14 protein-coding genes and 2 pseudogenes are annotated in these 19,199 nt (G+C 58.9%); 13 read left to right on the forward strand and 3 right to left on the reverse strand.

Annotation, left to right across the window (positions count from 1 at the left end; genetic code table 11):
- Positions 1-5 precede the first annotated feature (5 nt).
- The 4 genes and pseudogenes from MTX21_RS35755 (at position 6) to MTX21_RS35770 (ending at position 3,388) form a co-directional block, all read left to right on the forward strand.
- On the forward strand, positions 6-500 hold the full coding sequence (locus tag MTX21_RS35755) for a FixH family protein (RefSeq protein WP_280969154.1): 495 nt from the start codon (positions 6-8) through the stop codon (positions 498-500).
- A 10-nt stretch (positions 501-510) separates the two neighbouring features.
- Positions 511-2,703: a cation-translocating P-type ATPase gene (locus MTX21_RS35760; protein ID WP_280969155.1), complete on the forward strand. Its 2,193-nt coding sequence runs from the start codon at positions 511-513 to the stop codon at positions 2,701-2,703.
- A pseudogene (ccoS, locus tag MTX21_RS35765) lies at positions 2,703-2,846 on the forward strand (cbb3-type cytochrome oxidase assembly protein CcoS); the annotation flags it as partial. The gene MTX21_RS35760 and the pseudogene ccoS, both read left to right, overlap by 1 nt.
- Before the next feature lie 101 nt (positions 2,847-2,947).
- Positions 2,948-3,388 carry a hypothetical protein gene (locus MTX21_RS35770; protein WP_280969156.1) on the forward strand — a complete coding sequence of 147 codons (441 nt, stop codon included), beginning with the start codon at positions 2,948-2,950 and terminating at the stop codon, positions 3,386-3,388.
- Positions 3,389-3,541: 153 nt separating this feature from the next.
- Here MTX21_RS35770 and hemN read toward each other — a convergent pair whose 3' ends face one another.
- A complete protein-coding gene (gene hemN / locus MTX21_RS35775) occupies positions 3,542-4,894 on the reverse strand; it encodes an oxygen-independent coproporphyrinogen III oxidase (protein WP_280969157.1) in 1,353 nt (450 codons plus the stop codon).
- 46 nt (positions 4,895-4,940) lie between these two features.
- Here hemN and MTX21_RS35780 point away from each other — a divergent pair.
- The 3 genes and pseudogenes from MTX21_RS35780 to MTX21_RS35785 all read left to right on the forward strand — a co-directional run.
- Positions 4,941-5,126 (forward strand): annotated as a pseudogene (locus tag MTX21_RS35780) (hypothetical protein); the annotation flags it as partial.
- Positions 5,093-5,257, forward strand: a complete 165-nt coding sequence (locus MTX21_RS40190; RefSeq protein ID WP_348637466.1) for a heavy metal-associated domain-containing protein — start codon at positions 5,093-5,095, stop codon at positions 5,255-5,257. The pseudogene MTX21_RS35780 and the gene MTX21_RS40190, both read left to right, overlap by 34 nt.
- Before the next feature lie 712 nt (positions 5,258-5,969).
- A complete protein-coding gene (locus tag MTX21_RS35785) occupies positions 5,970-6,158 on the forward strand; it encodes a hypothetical protein (protein ID WP_348637485.1) in 189 nt (62 codons plus the stop codon).
- An 844-nt stretch (positions 6,159-7,002) separates the two neighbouring features.
- Here MTX21_RS35785 and MTX21_RS35790 read toward each other — a convergent pair.
- Entirely contained in the window at positions 7,003-7,368 is a 366-nt protein-coding gene (locus MTX21_RS35790) for a MarR family transcriptional regulator (RefSeq protein ID WP_280969159.1), read from the reverse strand.
- An 867-nt stretch (positions 7,369-8,235) separates the two neighbouring features.
- Between MTX21_RS35790 and MTX21_RS35795 the strand changes: the two genes are divergently transcribed.
- The 3 genes from MTX21_RS35795 (at position 8,236) to cysN (ending at position 12,551) form a co-directional block, all read left to right on the forward strand.
- Positions 8,236-9,501, forward strand: coding sequence for a sulfotransferase (locus MTX21_RS35795; RefSeq protein WP_280969160.1), 1,266 nt, complete (start codon positions 8,236-8,238; stop codon positions 9,499-9,501).
- Positions 9,502-9,711: 210 nt separating this feature from the next.
- Complete coding sequence (gene cysD, locus MTX21_RS35800; RefSeq protein WP_280971340.1) at positions 9,712-10,668, forward strand: sulfate adenylyltransferase subunit CysD; 957 nt, start codon at positions 9,712-9,714, stop codon at positions 10,666-10,668.
- Complete coding sequence (gene cysN, locus MTX21_RS35805; protein ID WP_280969162.1) at positions 10,668-12,551, forward strand: sulfate adenylyltransferase subunit CysN; 1,884 nt, start codon at positions 10,668-10,670, stop codon at positions 12,549-12,551. The genes cysD and cysN overlap by 1 nt, the downstream gene beginning before the upstream one ends.
- Before the next feature lie 799 nt (positions 12,552-13,350).
- On the opposite strand, the gene MTX21_RS35810 is transcribed toward cysN, so the two are convergent.
- Complete coding sequence (locus MTX21_RS35810) at positions 13,351-13,578, reverse strand: hypothetical protein (protein ID WP_280969163.1); 228 nt, start codon at positions 13,576-13,578, stop codon at positions 13,351-13,353.
- Positions 13,579-14,658: 1,080 nt separating this feature from the next.
- On the opposite strand from MTX21_RS35810, the gene MTX21_RS35815 reads away from it, so the two are divergent.
- The 3 genes from MTX21_RS35815 to MTX21_RS35825 are packed head-to-tail and all read left to right on the forward strand — an operon-like array spanning position 14,659 to position 19,155.
- Complete coding sequence (locus MTX21_RS35815) at positions 14,659-17,250, forward strand: 2-aminoethylphosphonate--pyruvate transaminase (protein ID WP_280971341.1); 2,592 nt, start codon at positions 14,659-14,661, stop codon at positions 17,248-17,250.
- 31 nt (positions 17,251-17,281) lie between these two features.
- Entirely contained in the window at positions 17,282-18,340 is a 1,059-nt protein-coding gene (gene rtxC / locus MTX21_RS35820; RefSeq protein WP_280969165.1) for a dhydrorhizobitoxine desaturase, read from the forward strand.
- A 29-nt stretch (positions 18,341-18,369) separates the two neighbouring features.
- On the forward strand, positions 18,370-19,155 hold the full coding sequence (locus MTX21_RS35825; RefSeq protein WP_280969166.1) for a gamma-glutamyl-gamma-aminobutyrate hydrolase family protein: 786 nt from the start codon (positions 18,370-18,372) through the stop codon (positions 19,153-19,155).
- The last annotated feature ends 44 nt before the right edge of the window (positions 19,156-19,199 follow it).

Consider the following 19,199-nt stretch of genomic DNA (forward strand, 5'->3'; position numbering starts at 1 on the left):
CCGTCATGTCGTCCACAGCATCGAAACCCCTGACCGGTTTCAAGGTCTTGCTGATCCTCATCGCATTCTTTGGGGTAGTGATCGGCGCCAATGTCACGGTGGTGAAGCTTGCGATTGCGACGCTTCCCGGCGCCGATGTGGAGAGCCCTTATGCGGCGGGCTTGGCCTACGAAAAGGAGATCAAGCAGGCACGCGACCAGGCAGCGCGCAACTGGCAGGTTGAGGCGAATGTTCGGCGCGATCTCGATGGCAGCGCGACGATCCAGATCGAGGCACGGGACGCGAATAAGCGGCCAGTCACCGGACTGAAGTTTGAAGGCAGCCTGGAGCGCCCGACCGACAAGCGCGGCGATCTGTCACTCGCGTTTGCCGAGATCGGCATCGGCGTCTACCGCGCCAGGGTTGCCTCCGTGGCCTCGGGCCAGTGGGACCTCGTGCTCGAGATTGATGCGAGCGGTACGCGCGTGTTCCAGTCGCGCAACCGCATGATCCTGAAGTAGGGGCTATCATATGCAGATCACGCGCGACTTCTCGCACTTCGTCCGGGAGGCGGGACCCGGCGTGCAGCATATGGATCTCGCCGTCGAAGGCATTCATTGCACCGGCTGCATGGGTAAGATCGAGCGCGGCCTGTCGGCGATGCCCAACGTGACGCTCGCGCGCGTCAACCTGACCGATCGTCGCGTTGCGCTCGAATGGAAGCAGGGCACGATTGATCCTGCGCGCTTCATCGACCGCCTCGAAGAGCTCGGCTACAAGGCTTATCCGTACGAGACCGCCAGCGTCGAGGCGGCTGATGTTGAACAATCCCGATTCCTTTTACGATGCCTAGGCGTCGCAGCGTTCGCCAGTATGAATGTCATGATGCTGTCGATCCCGGTGTGGTCCGGCAATGTCGGCGACATGCTGCCTGAGCAGCGTGACTTCTTCCACTGGTTGTCTGCGCTGATCACGCTGCCGGCGGCCGCCTATGCCGGCCAACCCTTCTTCCGTTCCGCCTGGCGTGCGTTGTCAGCGAAGCGCACAAATATGGATGTGCCGATCTCGATCGGCGTTGTCCTCGCACTCGGGATGTCCGTGGTCGAAACGTTCAACCATGCCGAGCACGCCTATTTCGATGCGGCGATCATGCTCCTGACCTTCCTGCTGGTCGGTCGCGTCCTCGACCAGAACATGCGGCGGCGAACCCGAGCCGTGGCCGGCAATCTGGCTGCGCTGAAGGCCGACACCGCCGCGAAGTTCGTCGGATCGGGCGGGATCTCCCAGGTGCCGGTTGCAGCCATTCGTCCGGGCGACATCGTCCTGTTGCGGCCGGGTGAGCGCTGCGCCGTCGACGGTACCGTGATCGAGGGACGCTCGGAGATCGACCAGAGCCTGATCACCGGCGAGACGCTCTATGTTACGGCGGAGCAGGGGACAGCGGTCTATGCCGGCTCCATGAACATATCCGGGACATTACGCGTGCGGGTTTCGGCAGCATCCGAAGCCACCTTGCTCGCGGAAATCACACGGCTGCTCGACAATGCGCTGCAGGCGCGCTCTCGCTATACGCAGATCGCGGATCGCGTATCGCGGCTTTATGCGCCGGTGGTTCACGCCACTGCGCTTCTCACCATCCTCGGCGGGGTCGTCTTCGGTGCAAGCTGGCACGATGCCACCGTCACCGGGATTGCCGTGCTGATCATCACCTGTCCCTGCGCGCTTGGGCTCGCGATCCCCACGGTGCAAACGATCGCGTCCGGCGCCATGTTCAAGTCGGGCGTGCTGCTCAATTCCGGTGACGCGATCGAACGATTGGCGGCGGCGGATCATGTCATCTTCGACAAGACGGGCACGTTGACGCAGCCCGATCTGGTGATGGTCAGCGCCGACAGCATTCCTGGCGCGATCCTCGGGTTGGCCGGGCGGCTTGCGCTGTCGAGCCATCATCCGGTTGCCGCAGCTGTCGCGCGGACCACCGGCGCGAAATCGCCAATTGTCGCCGCGGTCGAGGAGCCGGGGCAGGGCGTTCGCGCCACGCATGATGGTATGGAAATTCGCCTGGGTCGGCCATCATTCTGCGGTGCCGAGCTTCTGGCGACCAGGCGCGGCGATCTTGATCCTGAAGCCTCGGTCGTTGCCTTCAGCAACGGTGCTCAGAAATACATCCTCTCGGTGCGCCAAGCCCTGCGCCCGGACGCGAAGCCCGTCGTCTCGGCGCTTCAGTCGCGTGGGATGGGTGTCGAGATTCTGTCGGGTGACCACGAGACGGCCGTGCAGGCGACGGCTCTTGCACTCGGCATCCCGGAATGGCGCGCCGGCGTGACACCTGCCGACAAAATCGCACGGGTCGAGGAGTTGAAGGGACGGGGTATGAAGGTTCTGATGGTCGGGGATGGCATGAACGATGCGCCGTCCCTGGCGGCGGCTCATGTCTCCGTGTCGCCGATCTCCGCCGCCCATCTGAGCCAGGCGACCGCCGATCTGGTCTTTCTCGGCAAATCGCTGGCGCCGGTTTTCGCCGCGATCGATCTGTCGCGCAAGGCGCTGCATTTGATGCGGCAGAATCTCTGGCTCGCGATTGGGTACAATTTCCTCGCGGTGCCGATTGCAATCAGCGGTGCCGTGACGCCGCTGATTGCAGCAGCGGCGATGAGCGGATCGTCCATCCTGGTCACGCTGAACGCGCTCCGCGCCCGCTCTGCCTCGCGAAGGATTACGTGATGGAGGTGCTGGTAATCCTCTTGCCGCTGGCCCTGATGCTCGGGCTCGCGGGATTGGTCGGCTTCCTCTGGTCGCTCCGCAGCGGCCAATACGAGGATCTGGAGGGCGCGGCCTGGCGCGCGATCGCGGATGATGAGGCGCCAGCCGCAGACAAGGGGCGCTGCCCTAAGCGGTCAATTTGGTCTGGAGCAATGCGGATCAGGCGTCCTTCCGTGCATCTTATCCGAATGCAATGGAGGCTGCGATGACGTCAGCTTTGCGGTCAGTCACCGAAGGCCTGGTTGAAAGAGTTGCGCGTTGGCTCGGTTTGGACCGGGATGTCCGTGAGTTAAACAATCTCGACGAAACCGAAATCGCGGCCATCGCGAGGGATCTGCGAATGCCCGTCAGCCAGCTTAAAAAGCTGGCCGCCCATGGACGCGGCGCCAAGGAGTTGCCGCAGCTACTAAAGCAGCTTGGTCTGGATGAGGCTGTGATCGCAGAGGCGTGTCCGGACGTCTTGCGCGAAATGTCCAGCATCTGCGCACTCTGTGTTGCCAAAACCCGCTGCAGCCATGATCTCGCGCGCGGAAGCGCAGACCTGAACTATGATCGCTATTGTCCTAGCGGCCAGACCATCGGCGCACTGCAGAAGGCCAACAAGGCCGACGACATCGCACTCCACCGCGGTCCGCTCTGCGGCTGAGAAACTTCGTTTCCATGACGAGCAGCCCCTGACGCAACCGCTCAACCGTTGGTCGGAACGGTTGGCCGCGATGGGCCCAGGTAGCTAGGAGCATTGTTTGAAGGGTGTGCTGGTTTGGCTCTGAATCCTGCACCGCGCGTGATCGCTCGCCGGTCAGACTGCGCGGCTATGAGTCGCCTTGGACCCTGCCAGATGGGCGTCGAATGCGGAGGCGACACTTCGGACCAGAAACTCTGCGCCATCGTGGATGCGGAGCCGGTCGCCGTCCATGGTCACGGCGCCATCCGAGAGCAATTTCGCGAGCCGTGGTTCGTCGACGACCGCCGTCCGCGGGTCGCGGCCATGAGCTCGGGCTACTTTGGACAGGTCGACGGCCATATCGCACATCAACCGCTCGATGAGGTCGGCCCGGAACCGGTCGTCCTCCGTGAACTCATAGCCCTTGACGGTAGCGAGTTGGCCTTCCGCGATTTGCTTGAGATAGTCGCGCGTCCCGATGGCGTTCTGGACGGAACCCTGCGGCATCCGACCGATGGCGCTGGCGCCGAGACCGATCAATGTTTCGGCGCAATCGTCGGTATAGCCTTGGAAGTTTCGGCGTAGCCGGCCGTCCCGCTTCGCCGCGGCAAGACTGTCATCCGGAAGCGCGAAGTGGTCGAAGCCGACACGAACATAGCCGGCCTCGACGAGCGCTTCGGCAATTGTTTCTGACTGGAGATGTCGCGCGACGCTATCGGGAAGGGCGGCCTCATCGATTTTGCGCTGATGCTTCTTGAACGACGGAACGTGCGCATAGCCGAATACCGAAAAACGATCGGGACGGAGCTCGATACACTTGGCAACGGTGTCGAGGCACGAACTAACCATCTGATGCGGGAGGCCATAGAGCAAGTCGAAATTGATCTGACCGATGCCGGCCCTACGCAACAAATCGACGCTCGCACCTGTCTGCGCAAAACTCTGCACTCGATTGATGGCTCGCTGGACCATGGGATCGAAGCTCTGAACGCCAAGGCTCGCGCGGGTGACACCGCCATGGCTCAAGGCTTCTGCCATCGGTTCCGTCAGCGTGCGGGGGTCGATCTCGACGGCAATCTCCGCGCCGGGCACCACAAAGTATGAGTAGCGAAGCGTGCCCACGAGATCTGCGAAAGTCTCGGACGTCATGATCGTCGGCGTTCCGCCGCCGAAGTGGACATGGGAGATCGGAAGCCGTTTGCCGATCGTCTCGGCGACTAGGTGGGCTTCAGTCCGGAGGCCCGCGGCATAGATCGCAATCGGATCGTCGCGCCTGGTCACGGACGTATGACAGCCGCAGTACCAGCACATGGATCGACAGAACGGAACGTGCAGATAGATCGAAATGGATTCGTGAGCCGGTAACGATCCGAGCCATTGCCGGTAATCGGCTTCGCCGATATCTGATGAAAAGTGGGGTGTCGTGGGATAGCTAGTATAACGGGGCAGGCTGTCCTGACCGTACGATTGCGCCAAATCGGGTCGCATTCCATCTCCTTTGTCGAGAGATCATCTACCCGCACCGCGCATAAGGGTCGTTGATCTCGCGCAAAACCACGGGCTCAATGTTGGAATCTACCGCGGTAGCGCCGCGGACGTCGCCGCCGGGCGTTGGGATCTCGTGATGGAGGGCGACGCTGATGGACGCCGCATGTTTCTGTCGAGAAACCGCATCGGCACACGTGCATGCAGGCGGCCATCGACTTTTATCACTACCTGAGAGGACAGGCGGGGCCGCGTCCAACTCGACCGCGCGGTGGAGGCATCAATTGCACGGGCTGCATGGGGAAGATCGAGCGCAAGCTGTCGAGCATTTCGGATGTGACCTCGGCACGCGTGAACCTCCGATAACCGCTCGCTCCAGTCGAGGACCATCAAGCGCCCGCGGTGTCTCTACGCGAAATATCGATACACACCGAAAGCGAGTTGAACGAAGAGCGCGCCATCAAAGCTGAAGCGTTCACGATCTTGACGTTGGCCGCCTCTCTCTAAAAAATCGTCGCGGACGCCGAAACCATAACCTATTTCCGTTCTCTGTCCTTCGTCAAAAGAAATGAAAGCTGTTCATCCGAACACACATTGCCCCTCCGAGACGTTGAGCCGAGACCGACGCGAAGACGAGATCGATCTAGTATTCGCGCCCAGCCGATCGAGGCTCTGGCAGTCTAGACAATGCAACGCGCCAAGCGTCGGAAGGGCGACCATAGTAAGAGACGGCCACGATGTCTCACAGGGCCTCGATAGTTGATCGCTGAAGGCTTAATACAAATCACCAACCTGCCCGAGTTGGAGCTGTTCAGGTTCATCGCGATTGGCTTGCTCGTTTCTTTCCACAAACGTGTTAGTCTACGCGCTCGTACCAGGCGTCGATTGGGGGTTGCATTAAACGAAGCCTTGAAGACGGACTGTACGAACTTAGAATTCAACAGCCGCACTAGTCCAGACGCCTTGTCTCACAGATGACCGAACTTATACGTGGCGCGAGTTCCTACGAGTGGCTTTTTTTACCGTCGTCGCTCCGAAAAAACTATGTTACAAGCCGCTCCTCTCAAAAGGAGCATTTATGGTGAAAAGAGCAACCAAGAAACTTGTCAAGCGGCGCGAGTGGACAAAGGCAGATATCAAAGAACTCAAAGTCCATTCGAAGGCTCGAACCCCGGTAGTAAAAATAGCAAAAATGACCAAACGCAGCGTCGGGGCGCTACGCCAGAAGGCCTTGAATCTCGGAATCGGACTCGGACATCAGCGGTAGCTTACTGATGAGCGCTGGTAAGTGGCCCAGTAGGGTGGCTCGCGGGCCACCCTACGGCCATTGAAACTGTGTCGCAAATTGGCTCTGTCAATTGCGGTGAAAAGAGCTTTTCACGCATTTGGCCTTTCATTTCTGCGGAGCGGGCTCCAGTCTTTGTTGAGTCTTGAAAGGAGGTTTTGACGGCGAAGGCCGCTTGGCGTGGCACGCTCAACGGGCGCTCGGCGCCACTGCATATTCGAAGAGAAGCAGCGTATCGTTGGCGAGAGCTGCGGCGGCCATGATTGGTCACGCTAACGGCGCGGCGCGACCAGTTTCCGCAAGCCACTTCTATCAACCGGACCGAATCCAGCCGAAGTCGATACGTTGGCCAAAATGTGCAGCTTCGGCCCGGACCAGCTCTAGCCGACCTCAGCTCCTTAGCCGGTTTTGCAGCGCCAGCCGGCTGACCCTGAGGATATTTAGGTTCAGCAGGTCCGGCTGTCCTGTTGCCAGTCCCCGAAGCAGCGCTCGAGGCAGCCTTGGCCGCGCGGGGCCGAACACATGGGCCGATCGCGTTAGCCATATGGAAACAACCTCGCTAATGGGCACTCCTCGAAAGCTCATGCAGGCTAAAGTTTGGGCGTAAGCGAAGAACGCCGCCGAGCCTGTTGGCTAGCTCGAGCTCCGAGGTGATATGGCGCGCTCAACAGCAATTGAAAAAGCGCTCTGTTAGCTTGATAGATGGCGGCGGAACGGTTACGTCCTGAACCCGTCATCACCTGCCCGCCCTCGGCGTTGTGCACGGACCACAACCATCTTCGACCGCGCTGCTTCAAGACACATTCGAAGGATGGGAGACTCATGGTTAGCGAGCTCCATTTCTGACAGTCGTGCGTTTGGTCTTCTTAATGCCAGAGCGGGCCCTTTCCAGGCGATGCCTCACTGTAGCAGCCTTGGCAATGAACTCGCTTGATCGGTCAATGCCGCATTCATCAAAAGCGAGCTCATCCTGCGCTGCCTGTCGTGGCGCCAAACGCGCGAGATGCTTGCGCGTTTCGGCCGTCAGCATCTGCACGTTGCGCGCATCGTTTGCGGAGGACTTATGCCGCAGAAGACCGTTTTTTTCTAGCAGCTTTGAGTGGGTTGTCACGAAGGAAGGGTCGACGTGCATCAATCGTGACACCAGATTGACCGGTACACCCTTTCCTCTGCCCAAATAGGTCACCGCCATCAGGATCGTCCACCGTGGCCCAGTGATGCCGAGCACATTTGATTGGCAAGCTCTTCGAGACACGCATGGATCGATCTCATCTCCCACATGAACGGCCGGACAATCTCGTCTCCGTCAATAGAGATGCGGCCAAGCGCGCATGCTGGATCAGGTAAATCCGGAGGTATCTTAAGTCAGGTTCCATCGTTTACAAGCCTCCTTTAGCGCCGATTAGGGGAGGGGCAACGCTCCAAGAGCAGGCAAATCAAATCCTTATAGTTCGGACGGATGAGCTTGCGAACAACGGGCTGGCCGGAGCTATGGCTCAGTGTCTTGACGGGCCAACGGCAGCATGCACGGGAAAGTTGCGTCGGGATCCGCTGACAAGATAAGCTGCGCCCCGCCAAGTGAGATGTCCGCGATGTGGTCTGCTTCTTTGCCGCACTCGCCGAGCTGTCCGCTCTTTTGCCGAGCTTCTTTGGTGTATGCCGAGCATCAGCGAGGTGCATGTCGCATTTAAGTGCCCAAGCAACAGGCAGCTTATGACTACACGTAATAACCTTCCATGTACCGCAGGCGGTCTTCGGCAAACGTCCGTATAGTTCTTCCCAACCTTCCCATATCCGCGATCAATCTTCGTGCAATTGAGCTGGCGCTTGACTTGGTTTCAACTGTCGAGCAATCGAGGAGGCAATTGCAGTTATGCTTCCGTGATCCCGCCCGATCGATCGAACTGAACGGCTCTTAAGTCATGAGTGGCAGACAAAAGTCTTGTCGTTTTGACGCTTTGTACGCAAGCGATTGCCCATGTGATCGCGCGGCTGGCTTTTTTCGCTCAATCGACCGAGCGCCGCCAGGGTTTGCTTTTCAAGCACGAAGGTCTGAACGATGAGCGGACGTTTTCGCCGTTCGCCTGCGGTGTGCTTTCTTCTCGGTCTTCCACGATCCGGGACGACACTCCTGGCGCATTTGCTCCAGCACCATCCAGACATTGTGGCTCCGCCTGAACCCTGGTTGATGCTGGCGCTTGAAGCCTTTGGCAGGGTGGACCAGCGTCATCCGGCGGGCAGCTCACTGATTGAGGCCGCGACCTCGGAATTCCTGGGGCGTATAGATCGCACGATCGTCAGCCGCGCTTTTGCCGATGCAGCATACGATCAGTATCTGGCAGAAGCGGGCAAGCGCATCATCATAGACAAGACACCACGTTACTGGACGGCGCTTGAGTTTCTTGAATCTGTCTATCCAGAAGCGCCACACATCCTTTTGATGCGAAATCCCTATGCCATTGCCGCTTCACTGAAATCGACGTGGGGCATCCCACTGCGGGCAGAAACCTCGCATCCGATCAGCGTCTCCAGTCTCGCCGATCTCATGCTTCGTCTGCCCGACGTCATCATATCTTCACTCGCCGATTTGGTTCTGGGTCTTCCCAAGCTCGCCGCACACCGCGCTCGCCCGCAGACACAGCTTGTGCAATATGAACTGCTCGTGGCGCATCCGGACGAGGAAATCCGGCGTCTGTTGACGGGGCTCGGCTGTGATCCGGCGGCCGTCGCATCGGCGGGGATGAGACAAGCAGATTATCTTCGATCCAGCAGCTTCGGAGACCGAAAAATCCTGGAACGAAACGCCGTCGACGAAAGCTCTGTCAAAACATGGCAATCTCACTTGAGCGTCGAAGAGATGCAAACCGTGACCGATCTGGTTGGCGCCGAGCTTTTGCTAGAACTCGGATATGAGCAAGAACTGCTGCATGCGCAGCAAGCCGGAGTCCTCGATAGGGGAGGTGAGGTAACCGAACTTTATCGTCAGATGTTCCGAACCTGGTGGGATTTGCGGAGTACCAAGACGGGAGCATTATCCGGCCCGTCTCACGCTGGAGAGCCGGTCCACACTGCTTGGGACGTTTCGGAGAAAGTTCGGGCGGCCTGCGACATCTCCAAGGTGCGACAGGCGAACGGTCCATCGGACGCTGACGTCGAGCAGAATTTGCGCCCGGCCACGTCGATGGCTGCCCCGTTGCAACAGGCGCTGTTGGCGTTAGAAGCTGATCGAGCTGCGGGGCTGGATGCCATTCGCAAGCGCGACGCGGCTATTGAGATGTTACGAGGCGAGGTCGCGCGGCTTGAGCAGATCCTCAATACGATCTGAATGCTTGCAATCAAAAGGCGCTGGCGGATTTTGCCAAGATGCTTAACCCACACGAGCTGATCTCCCGATCAGGTGTGACGCAGGCGCCGGCCGCATCAGCGGCGGAATCGATATTCTCCCCAGCCTGCAAGTCTGCTGTCCAACGGGGGCTTGACCTCATGGACGAGCCGTGCGTCTTGGCCGGCCGTTTCCGCCGCGGATAATCTCACTGTGGGCTGGTGCCGTAGAACGGCGAAGACCAGAGATCCTGCATCGAAAAGAAGATATATGCTGCCGAAACATCTGCGCCATCTCGAAGCTGAATCGATTGAAATCATGCGTGATGTGGTCGCCGAGTTCAAAAGGCCGGTCATGCTTTACTCGATCGGAAAAGACTCAAGCGTCATGCTGCATATTGCGATCAAGGCATTCTATCCGACAAAATTGCCTTTCCCCCTACTTCACGTCGACACGACTTGGAAGTTCCGCGAGATGATCAGCTTCCGGGACGCCGCAGCCAGGCGGCTGGGCCTCGACCTGATCGTCCATGTCAACGAGGAGGGAATCGCGCGCGGGATCAATCCGATCGATTCCGGCTCCGCGCTACACACCCAGGTGATGAAGACTGATGCGCTGAAACAGGCGCTCGACCTTCACGGATTTGATGCCGCCTTCGGCGGAGCCCGGCGCGATGAGGAAAAGAGTCGCGCAAAAGAACGGATACTCTCCTTCCGTTCGGCCGGACACGTATGGGATCCCCGTAACCAGCGGCCGGAGCTCTGGAGCCTGTTCAACACACGGATTCGCCAGGGCGAAACCATGCGGGTGTTTGCGATGTCAAACTGGACCGAGCTCGATGTGTGGGAATACATCATGCTCGAGAAGATTCCGGTCGTTCCGCTCTACTTCGCAAAACAAAGACCGATAGTGCGTCGAAATGGTGCGTCTATCATGATCGACGACCAGCGATTGCCCCTTAACTGCGGCGAGAGGCCGGAAATGCGGATGATCCGCTTTCGCACGCTTGGATGTTATCCGTTGAGCGGGGCTATTGAATCCGATGCGACGACCATCGAAGACATCGTCGCGGAAATGCAGACTGCGACTGTGTCGGAGCGCCAGGGACGCCTAATTGATACCGATGAAGCCGCTTCAATGGAGAAGAAGAAGCGAGAAGGCTACTTTTGATGTTTGCAAAGCCAACAACGGAACTGGTCCCGGCCAGGACAAAGGATCAGCTGCGATTCATCACATGTGGCTCGGTGGACGACGGCAAATCGACGCTGATCGGCCGATTACTGCACGACAGCAAGATGATCTACCACGATCAGCTCACGGTGCTGGAACGCGACAGCATCAAGCATGGTAGCACCGGGAACGACATCGATTTCGCGCTGCTCGTGGACGGGCTAGAGGCCGAACGGGAACAGGGCATCACGATCGACGTCGCCTACCGCTTCTTCACGACGCCACGGCGCTCCTTCATGGTGGCCGACACTCCCGGTCACGAACAGTATACCCGAAATATGGCTACCGGCGCCTCGAATGCTCAGCTCGCCATCATCCTGATCGATGCCCGCAGAGGCATGATGGTTCAGACCCGCCGGCACTCCTTTATCTGTTCGCTGCTCGGTATTCGTCATGTCGTGCTGGCAGTGAACAAGATCGATCTTGTGGCATACAACAAGGAGTGCTTCGATCGGATCGCCCGTGACTATCTGGCCTTTGCCGCCGGTCTCGGCTTCACCTCGATCGTTCCGATCCCGATCTCGGCGCGCTACGGCGACAACGTCGTGGACCGCTCCGGTCATGCCAACTGGTATCATGGTCCCTGCCTGCTCGAGCATTTGGAAAGCATCGACATCCAGCCCGGCACCGCAAGCCAGCCTTTCCGCTTTCCGGTCCAATGGGTGAACCGGCCCAACCCGGATTTTCGGGGCTATGCCGGGTCGGTGGCTTCCGGGAGGATCTCGGCAGGAGACGAGATCGTTGTCGCCGTGTCGGGACGGACCACGCGCGTCAAGCGGATCGTGACTCACGATGGCGACCTTGTCGGCGCCGAAGCCGGCGATGCGGTTACCATTACACTGGAAGACGAAATCGATATCGGCCGTGGCGACATTCTGTCGCGACCGGACGACCGACCGAAGGTCGCCGACCAGTTCGCCGCTTATGTGATCTGGATGGACGAGGAGCCGCTCGCTCCCGGACGCAATTACGTCCTGCGGATTGGATCGCAGACGATCGCCGGCAGCATTACCGCAATTAGGCATCGGATCGACGTCAACACTTGTGAGCATCTGGCCGCCGGGATGCTTTGCCTCAACGAGATCGCCTTCTGCGATGTTGCGACCGCAATGCCCGCAGTATTCGATCCTTACGACGTCAATCGAAAGACCGGATCATTTATCTTCATCGATCGTTACACGAATCGTACGGTCGGGGCCGGCATGATTGCCTTTCCGCTACGCCGGGTTACCAATATTGCTAGGCAAGCGCTATCGGTGGACAGGAGGGAGCGCGCCGCGCTCAAGAAACAGAAGGCTTGCGTCATCTGGTTCACCGGCCTGTCTGGCGCGGGAAAGTCGGCGATTGCCAACCTCGTTGATCAAAAACTGTTTGCGATGTCGCGGCATACCATGCTGCTGGATGGTGACAACCTCCGGCACGGATTAAACGCGGACCTCGGCTTCTCGGAGGCGGACCGCGTGGAGAACATTCGACGTGTCGGTGAAGTTGCCAAGTTGATGGCGGACAGCGGCTTGATCGTGATCTGCTCGTTCATCTCGCCCTCCAGGGCCGAACGGGACAGGGTGCGCAGCCTGGTTGGCAAGGAAGAGTTCATAGAAGTTTTTGTCGATACGCCGATCGAGGAATGCGCGCGGCGAGACCCAAAGGGCCTGTATTCAAAGGTGAAATCCGGCAAGATCAAGAACTTCACCGGGATCGATTCGTGCTACGAAGCACCAACAACAGCGGAGATTCATCTCAGGACCATGGAGCAGACCCTAGAGCATTCAGCGGAAGTGGTAGTGGATGTCTTGATGGCGCGCTCAATTCTTGATGGTTAGATGTCCCTCGCATCGCACCATCGATTCGCACAATATCTGCTGGCCCGGCCAAGGCGATTCGGCTCAGGCGGGCCTGCGATCGGACTTTTGGCTCTAAAGGAACAAAATGGTCGCACCCACTCGTCGACTGCCCGCTTCCGGTTACGTGCTCGAAGTGGATGGTCAATTCAAAACCGAGTACGCGAGCAGAGATGGAGCACGGGCAGGAGCGGAGGAGCTCAAGAAGCGCCGTCCCATGCTCCAGATCAGAATCTACGACGCGATTACAAAGGCCAGAGAGGAAGTCCGGCTTCCAGTAGGTTGAGTTTTTCGCTTAGCGCTTCTCGCTGCGCGTGCGGCCGGCGAAACGCCGGGCTCCCGTTAAAGCCGAGCCGGGCAGCGTCCCAGCCGGATTCGATCTCTCGCGCATTATGAGGCTGGGGCCTCGGTTTTCCGGACCTCGCCGCATCCGGCAAGCGGGCGCTTGCGTCTCAGTATATTGACCAATCTGAACTTAGCGGTCGGCCACGACTCCCTGCTGTCGCGGCGATGCCAGCTTTCGGGAAGCTTGCTTCCTTTTGGCCCGCCGCTCGTCGGCGGACATGGCCTGCCTACGCCCCGCGCCTTCGCATTGCGAGACAACGCAGCCGCGAACCTTAGCCATCGTGCGCTGCGCTACGGACCTCCGCCACGCTTCGGGTTCTGCTCCGTTCCGCCCGCCCGTCGTTGATCGCCATGAAGGCGGCGATGGCGCGGCCGAAAAGGCAAGGGAGCTCAACCATGGCAATGACAAGGACTATCTTTTGATAATCTGCTCTGGTCAGCCGTCAACCTGTTCGACCGCGCGGTAGACCGCGTCGAACGCGAGCTCGCCATCAACGAGCAGGCGCTCCAGAGGAGCCAACGCGAGCAGAACGGCTCGGAGGTGCGATCCGTCGAACCAGAGCGCCTCACGGCCGGGGTACTTGCGCTCATTGAGTGCCACGACGCGCTGGAACTCCAGCTCACCTTGGGGCTCACGCTTTGCACCAGCCGTCAACCACGGCACGTTCACCCCCGCCAGGATCGATCGGTGAGACGTTCTCGCCGCGAAGCGGCGTGCAGAACCGAGAGATGCTGTCAGCCTAGCGATCGTTTTCAGAGAGGGACACGTGTCACTCAAGTCCGTAGTCCTCGCAAAGCAGGATGACATGTTCTGCTTCACGGCGACCCGCCGAAAGGTGTCGAACTGATCGTTGCTAAAGGGCCAGCGATTCAAGGTCGCTCAATTGTCTTCAAGCCGGGCTCGACCACAGCCTGCCAAGGCCGCTCATTCAAGCGCAACGACTTGATACCGGCAGTCATGTCCGACGAGGGCGTACACTTTCCCGGCGGCAGCATCCGGGAGGATCTCGCCGGCAAGCTAGGTACCTCAACCTGCGGGTTCGCGAGGAATCGTACGTGAACTGGAGGACTGGGCCATCACTTACCTGCAGGTGGCGCGCTCGCAGGCGGAAGGCCGACGGTCCTGATGTCGAACTCTCAAAATACTTTAGCTCGTTGTGAATCTCCGCACTCTACTGCCTACGTCGGCTTATCGCGGCCAACTGGGGGTACGGTCAGGAAAAATTCACGCGAGAAAAATCCCTGGAGAGGGTTGAAACGCCCCTAACGTCAAGTTGTACGGTCTCGAAATGGACAACGACAGTCATCAGCGTCCGAAACCCTCCAACGAGCGACGGAGTGCGAATGCATCAAGTCTCAAGCCCACGCATCAGACTCCCGCTGCCAACGACGATCATCAAGTGTGCCATGCCTTGATCTGCATCCGGGCGCGATGACATCCGACTGCATCGTTTCCTAACGTCAAGTTTGCCCGAATAGCGCGGGTTCACCGCGTAAGTCGGTCGACCGACCTGCCGCTTCGCGACGTAAGAAGGCTACCGCGCTCAAGCCTGCGCATGCGTGATGGCTGGATGAGAGCGCGCGTCGGCGCCAGTTCGAGGGCGCGGTCCCAAAGCCAATTTCTAGGAGGTGCGAATGGCATCGGTGATGAGCTCTATGAGAAATCGCTCTGTATCTGCGATGAGATATGGAGTTGCCATCCGGCAGGCGTTTCGGACGCCGGCCCGAAAGGCGCCCGCGATTAATGGCGTTTGCCCCGAAGCTGTTGACCGTGGAAGTCGACGCTCACCGCAGGGGCTCCCTGCTGGGCTGGGCGTTCTCCAGATCCATTGACGACTACAACTTGAGGAGGAATGGTTTGACAAGACAGCGCTCTTTGCTGACGCCTGGTCCATTGTCGTTATCGCTGGCGGTCAGGAGCCAGATGCAGCTTGATCTCGCATCGCGCGATTGCGAGTTCAAGGAAGTGACCGCCCGCATGAGGCGGCTAATGCTCAACTTGCTGCGAAATGCTGAGGACTATTCGGTGGTGCCTATTCAGGGAGGCGGCTCCTTTGCAATGGAAGCCGCTCTCTCTTCATTTGTATCCCGAGCCCACAGGCCGCTCGTTTGCATAAACGGCATCTATGGCGAGCGCATTTTACAAATTTTGCGGCTGTGGGGCGTCGAAGCCGTGAAGCTTGTCAAGCGAGCGACCGATCCTTTGGATCCTCAAGAAATTGGCGAGCATCTGAGCCGAAATCCTGGCGTTACGCACCTATGTTTTGTGCATTGTGAGACGACAACCGGAATCGTCAATCCGCTGGACGCGATCGTGGAGGAGGCGAGGCGACGTGGCGTAAAGACCATCATCGATGGGATGAGTTCTTTCGGCGCCCTCAATATCGACCTGAGCCAGCGTGGACCTGACGTCCTGGTCACCTCGAGCAACAAGTGCATAGAAGGGCCGCCGGGAGTAGCGTTTGTCATCGCGTCTCGCGAGCTGCTGGAGAATGCGGTTCAAGAACCGAGGTCGTTTGTGCTCGACGTGAGAGATCAATGGCGTTCGCTCGAGCGCACCGGTGAGTGGCGATCGACCCCTCCCACCCACATCGTTCAGGCAACGACAAAGGCATTGGAGATTCTGCACGAGGAGGGCATTGATGCCAGGCGCTGCAGGTATGAGAAGGTCAGGGACGATCTCGTCAAAGAACTCGAAGGAGTGGCATCTCCGCTGCTGTCCACGGAGTTGCAGTCGCCGGTCTGCGTTGCGTTCAGTGCGCCGCCCGGAATCGTGGACCAGGCAGGATTCGATGGGCTGTATCGCCACTTGGCGGCCCACAACCTTTACGTCTACTCGAAGCTGCATATTCCGACGCGGAGTTTCCGCGTCGGTTGCATTGGGGAAATCAAATCCAGCTGGATCGAGCAGTTGGGCTGCGCTTTTCGTACATATTTCCGGTCCGATCAGGCTCGGTCAGCGGCGCCGATGTCGGCCCAAGAGACATGCGGGGCTCGCGTAAAGATGCCGGCTCGAGCGGCTGGGGACCCGCAGCTGCCGTTTTCCGCCGAGACTGCTGTTCTGCATGCGGGCTATCGACGCGACGTAGTGACGAAAGCCGTCGCAGTGCCGATTTACCAGAATACAGCTTATGAACTCGATGGCGATCTAAATCACATCGCTGACGTCTACAACGTCAAGGCCGATGGGTTCACGTACACGAGGATCATCAATCCGACGACCCGCGCGCTGGAAAGGCGCTACGCCGCCGTCGATATGGGAAGCGACTCGCTCGCCGTTGCGTCAGGTCAAGCGGCGACGTTCCTGGCTATCGTCAACCTGTCAAGTGGCGAAGTGGGGGACAATGTCGTCGCCTCTCCGTATCTATATGGCAATACCTGGAACCTGCTCCACAACACATTAAAGCGTCTTGGGATCAGCGTGAGGACGGCAGATCCTCGAAGGCCCGAGACGTTCGAACGTGCCATTGATGATCGCACGATATGTCTGTTCGGAGAGGTGATTTCGAATCCTTGTCTGATTCCGCTCCCCGTCAAACAGCTGGCCGAGATCGGCCGAAAGTACGGCGTGCCTTTGGTCGTGGACAATACGACGACGCCACTGGTATGCCGGCCGTCAGATCTCGGCGCTGCGATTACGACGTACTCCGCAACGAAATATATATGCGGCCACGGCACGACGCTCGGCGGACTGATCGTTGACAACGGCGAGTTTAGCTACCGGGGAGCCTCTCGCTTTCCCTTGTTCAACCGTCCCGACGATGCGCATGGCGGAATTGTCTGGCATAACGCGGTGCGCGATGTAGACGATCTTGGAAAGAGCGAGTTTCTCCTCAAGGCTCGCATGACCTGGTTGCGCGATACCGGCGCGGCGATCGCCCCGTTTGCGAGCTTTCAACTGATCCAGGGGCTTGAAACGCTGCCCCTTCGCATGAAGCAGCACTGCGCGAATGCCAGGATCGTGGCCGACGTTCTCAAGGAGCATCCTAAAGTGCGCCGTGTCTTCTACCCGGGGCTCTTTGAAGGCGCCGATCGGGAAACCGTCGAACAGACACTCAATGCTGCATACGGACACGGGGCAATGGTCATGTTCGAAGTGGAGGACGAACAAGCCGGGCGCAAGTTCATCCAGAACGTCGACTTGATGTATCACGTTTCGAATGTAGGCGATGCCCGCACGCTCGTGACCCATCCTGTCTCGACGACCCACACCACCGTCCCGCGGGAAAAGCGCGAAGCCGCCGGCATATTTGGCGGATCGATCCGGCTTTGCGTCGGCATCGAAGATGTCAACGACATCCTGCGCGATCTGGACAAGGCGCTTTCCGCAATCTGACAACCTGCAAGGCGATCAGGAGGAGGTTCTCATGAATCAGGCAGACGCTTGGAAATTGAGGTCATCACGCTATGAGGCCGTTCAATTCAGCCGAGAGATCAATAGGCAGCTCTCCGAGCTGAGGCCCGACAACATAACGGGAGCCGCTTATATTGCTAAAGATTACGCTGTCATCACAGCGTGCACGCTCGCGACTGTGTCGGTCTCGTGGTGGCTCTACCCGCTGGCCGTCCTTCTGATTGGTGCCTATCAGCGCGGATTGACAACCATCGCTCATGATGCGGCTCACCGCACGCTCGCCAAGAACACGACCTGGAACTACGTCCTCGGCATTCTGTTCGCTTCCTATCCGTTGTTCCAGCGCCACTGGGCCTACCGGATCTCGCACGTCTATTTACATCATCCCTATCTCGGGGACCCGGACAAGGATCCCGACCTGAAGTTCTTCCTGGCCAGCGGCGTTTACGACGTGCAGCCTCCGGAGCGGTACGCCTTCAACATGATCTGGAAGCCGATCTTCGGCGGCGCGACAGTGGCGTATCTGAAGTATCTTTGGACCAATCGATTTTCGATCACACATGCCGAGGATCAGAGCCGCTCAGGCATACTTATCGACAAGTATGGCTTCTATCTCTTCTGGATCAGCATTCTAGTCGGGTCATATGCTGTTGGGCTGCTCCATATCGTTGTCCTGTTTTGGATCGTGCCCTATCTCACCACGTTTCAGGTCCTCGGCTGGTTTATCGAGCTCGCCGAGCACTCACCTATGTGCGAAACCGAGACGCAGAACGTCTATCTCACCAGGAATCGGAAAGGGAATTTCCTCGAGCGGGCCATCCTCGGACAGAATCTGGATGAGTACCACCTTGAGCATCACCTTTCGCCGGGTATCCCGTTTTGGCTGTTGCGCAAAGCTCAGAAAATCCGAATGCAGGATCCCAACTACGCGAAGGTTGCCGCTACCTGGGGCGGGCTCTTTGCCAAGGGACCTCAAGGTCAACCTAGCGTCATAACTCAGTTGAAAGAGCGAAATCGACGCTTGTACGAGCAGTCCGTTGCCGAGGCTCGCACGCGAGGGCTGGTGGCGTGACGTTGCTACGGCCAGAGAGCGCCCGAGCCGTGGTCGGCATCACTTCGAACCGTCTTTTGGTCGATGGTGTGCATCGCGACTGGTTGCGGCGCAAGTACGTGCAGGCACTCCATCGTCATGCGGGAGTGGCTTGCGTCATATTGCCGACGGCCGACGCCGAAGATGCGAGGGAGGAGGTCGCCCCGGCGATCATGCGCCGGCTCGACGGCTTGGTGTTGACAGGTGATGAATCGAACATCGATCCCGCCGTCCTGAGAGCGCCTGCGTCCTTGACGGAGGCTGACCGGCAGGACGTTGAGGTTGGGATCCTTGACCGTCCGCGGGACAGGCTCTCTGCCCTAACTATAGAGAGCGCCATCGCGCTCGGAATGCCTATTCTGGGCATCTGCCGTGGCCTTCAGGAACTCAACGTCTATTTCGGCGGCACGCTCCGCTCATCGCTTGCGGACTGGAGGCCGGAAAGTGGCGCGATGCATGCCGAGAAGCCAGATCGTCCAAGAGACCGTCAGTACGACGCCGCGCACAGCGTCAGGATATCTTCCGATGGCGCGCTCTTTCCAATCGCGCGGACGATCGAAGCACAAGTCAACTCGCTGCACAATCAAGGCATCGAGGCGCTTGCCCCGGCGCTGAGGCGGGAGGCGCGGGCGCCTGACGGTTTGGTCGAGGCGGCTTCGGTCATTGGCGCCCCGACGCTGCAAATCGGTGTGCAATGGCACCCCGAATGGCACGTCTCAACCGATCTCCTCAGCAAGCAACTGTTCAAGGCATTTGGAGAGGCGTGTGTTGGGTACTACCGAACTAAGAAGAGCTAGAGGCGGATTGTGACATTTCAAACCAAACGTGGTCCGTGCGGGTC

Origin of the sequence: Bradyrhizobium sp. ISRA430 (assembly GCF_029909975.1) — a bacterium.
Lineage (GTDB): Bacteria > Pseudomonadota > Alphaproteobacteria > Rhizobiales > Xanthobacteraceae > Bradyrhizobium.

What these genes read in the sequence shown, in the direction of transcription:
- MTX21_RS35755 (WP_280969154.1), top strand. Translation starts at nt 6, where the DNA reads ATGTCGTCCACAGCATCGAAACCCCTGACCGGTTTCAAGGTCTTGCTG.
- MTX21_RS35760 (WP_280969155.1), top strand. Translation starts at nt 511, where the DNA reads ATGCAGATCACGCGCGACTTCTCGCACTTCGTCCGGGAGGCGGGACCC.
- MTX21_RS35770 (WP_280969156.1), top strand. Translation starts at nt 2,948, where the DNA reads ATGACGTCAGCTTTGCGGTCAGTCACCGAAGGCCTGGTTGAAAGAGTT.
- hemN (WP_280969157.1), bottom strand. Translation starts at nt 4,894, where the DNA reads ATGCGACCCGATTTGGCGCAATCGTACGGTCAGGACAGCCTGCCCCGT.
- MTX21_RS40190 (WP_348637466.1), top strand. Translation starts at nt 5,093, where the DNA reads ATGCAGGCGGCCATCGACTTTTATCACTACCTGAGAGGACAGGCGGGG.
- MTX21_RS35785 (WP_348637485.1), top strand. Translation starts at nt 5,970, where the DNA reads ATGGTGAAAAGAGCAACCAAGAAACTTGTCAAGCGGCGCGAGTGGACA.
- MTX21_RS35790 (WP_280969159.1), bottom strand. Translation starts at nt 7,368, where the DNA reads ATGGCGGTGACCTATTTGGGCAGAGGAAAGGGTGTACCGGTCAATCTG.
- MTX21_RS35795 (WP_280969160.1), top strand. Translation starts at nt 8,236, where the DNA reads ATGAGCGGACGTTTTCGCCGTTCGCCTGCGGTGTGCTTTCTTCTCGGT.
- cysN (WP_280969162.1), top strand. Translation starts at nt 10,668, where the DNA reads ATGTTTGCAAAGCCAACAACGGAACTGGTCCCGGCCAGGACAAAGGAT.
- MTX21_RS35815 (WP_280971341.1), top strand. Translation starts at nt 14,659, where the DNA reads ATGGCGTTTGCCCCGAAGCTGTTGACCGTGGAAGTCGACGCTCACCGC.
- rtxC (WP_280969165.1), top strand. Translation starts at nt 17,282, where the DNA reads ATGAATCAGGCAGACGCTTGGAAATTGAGGTCATCACGCTATGAGGCC.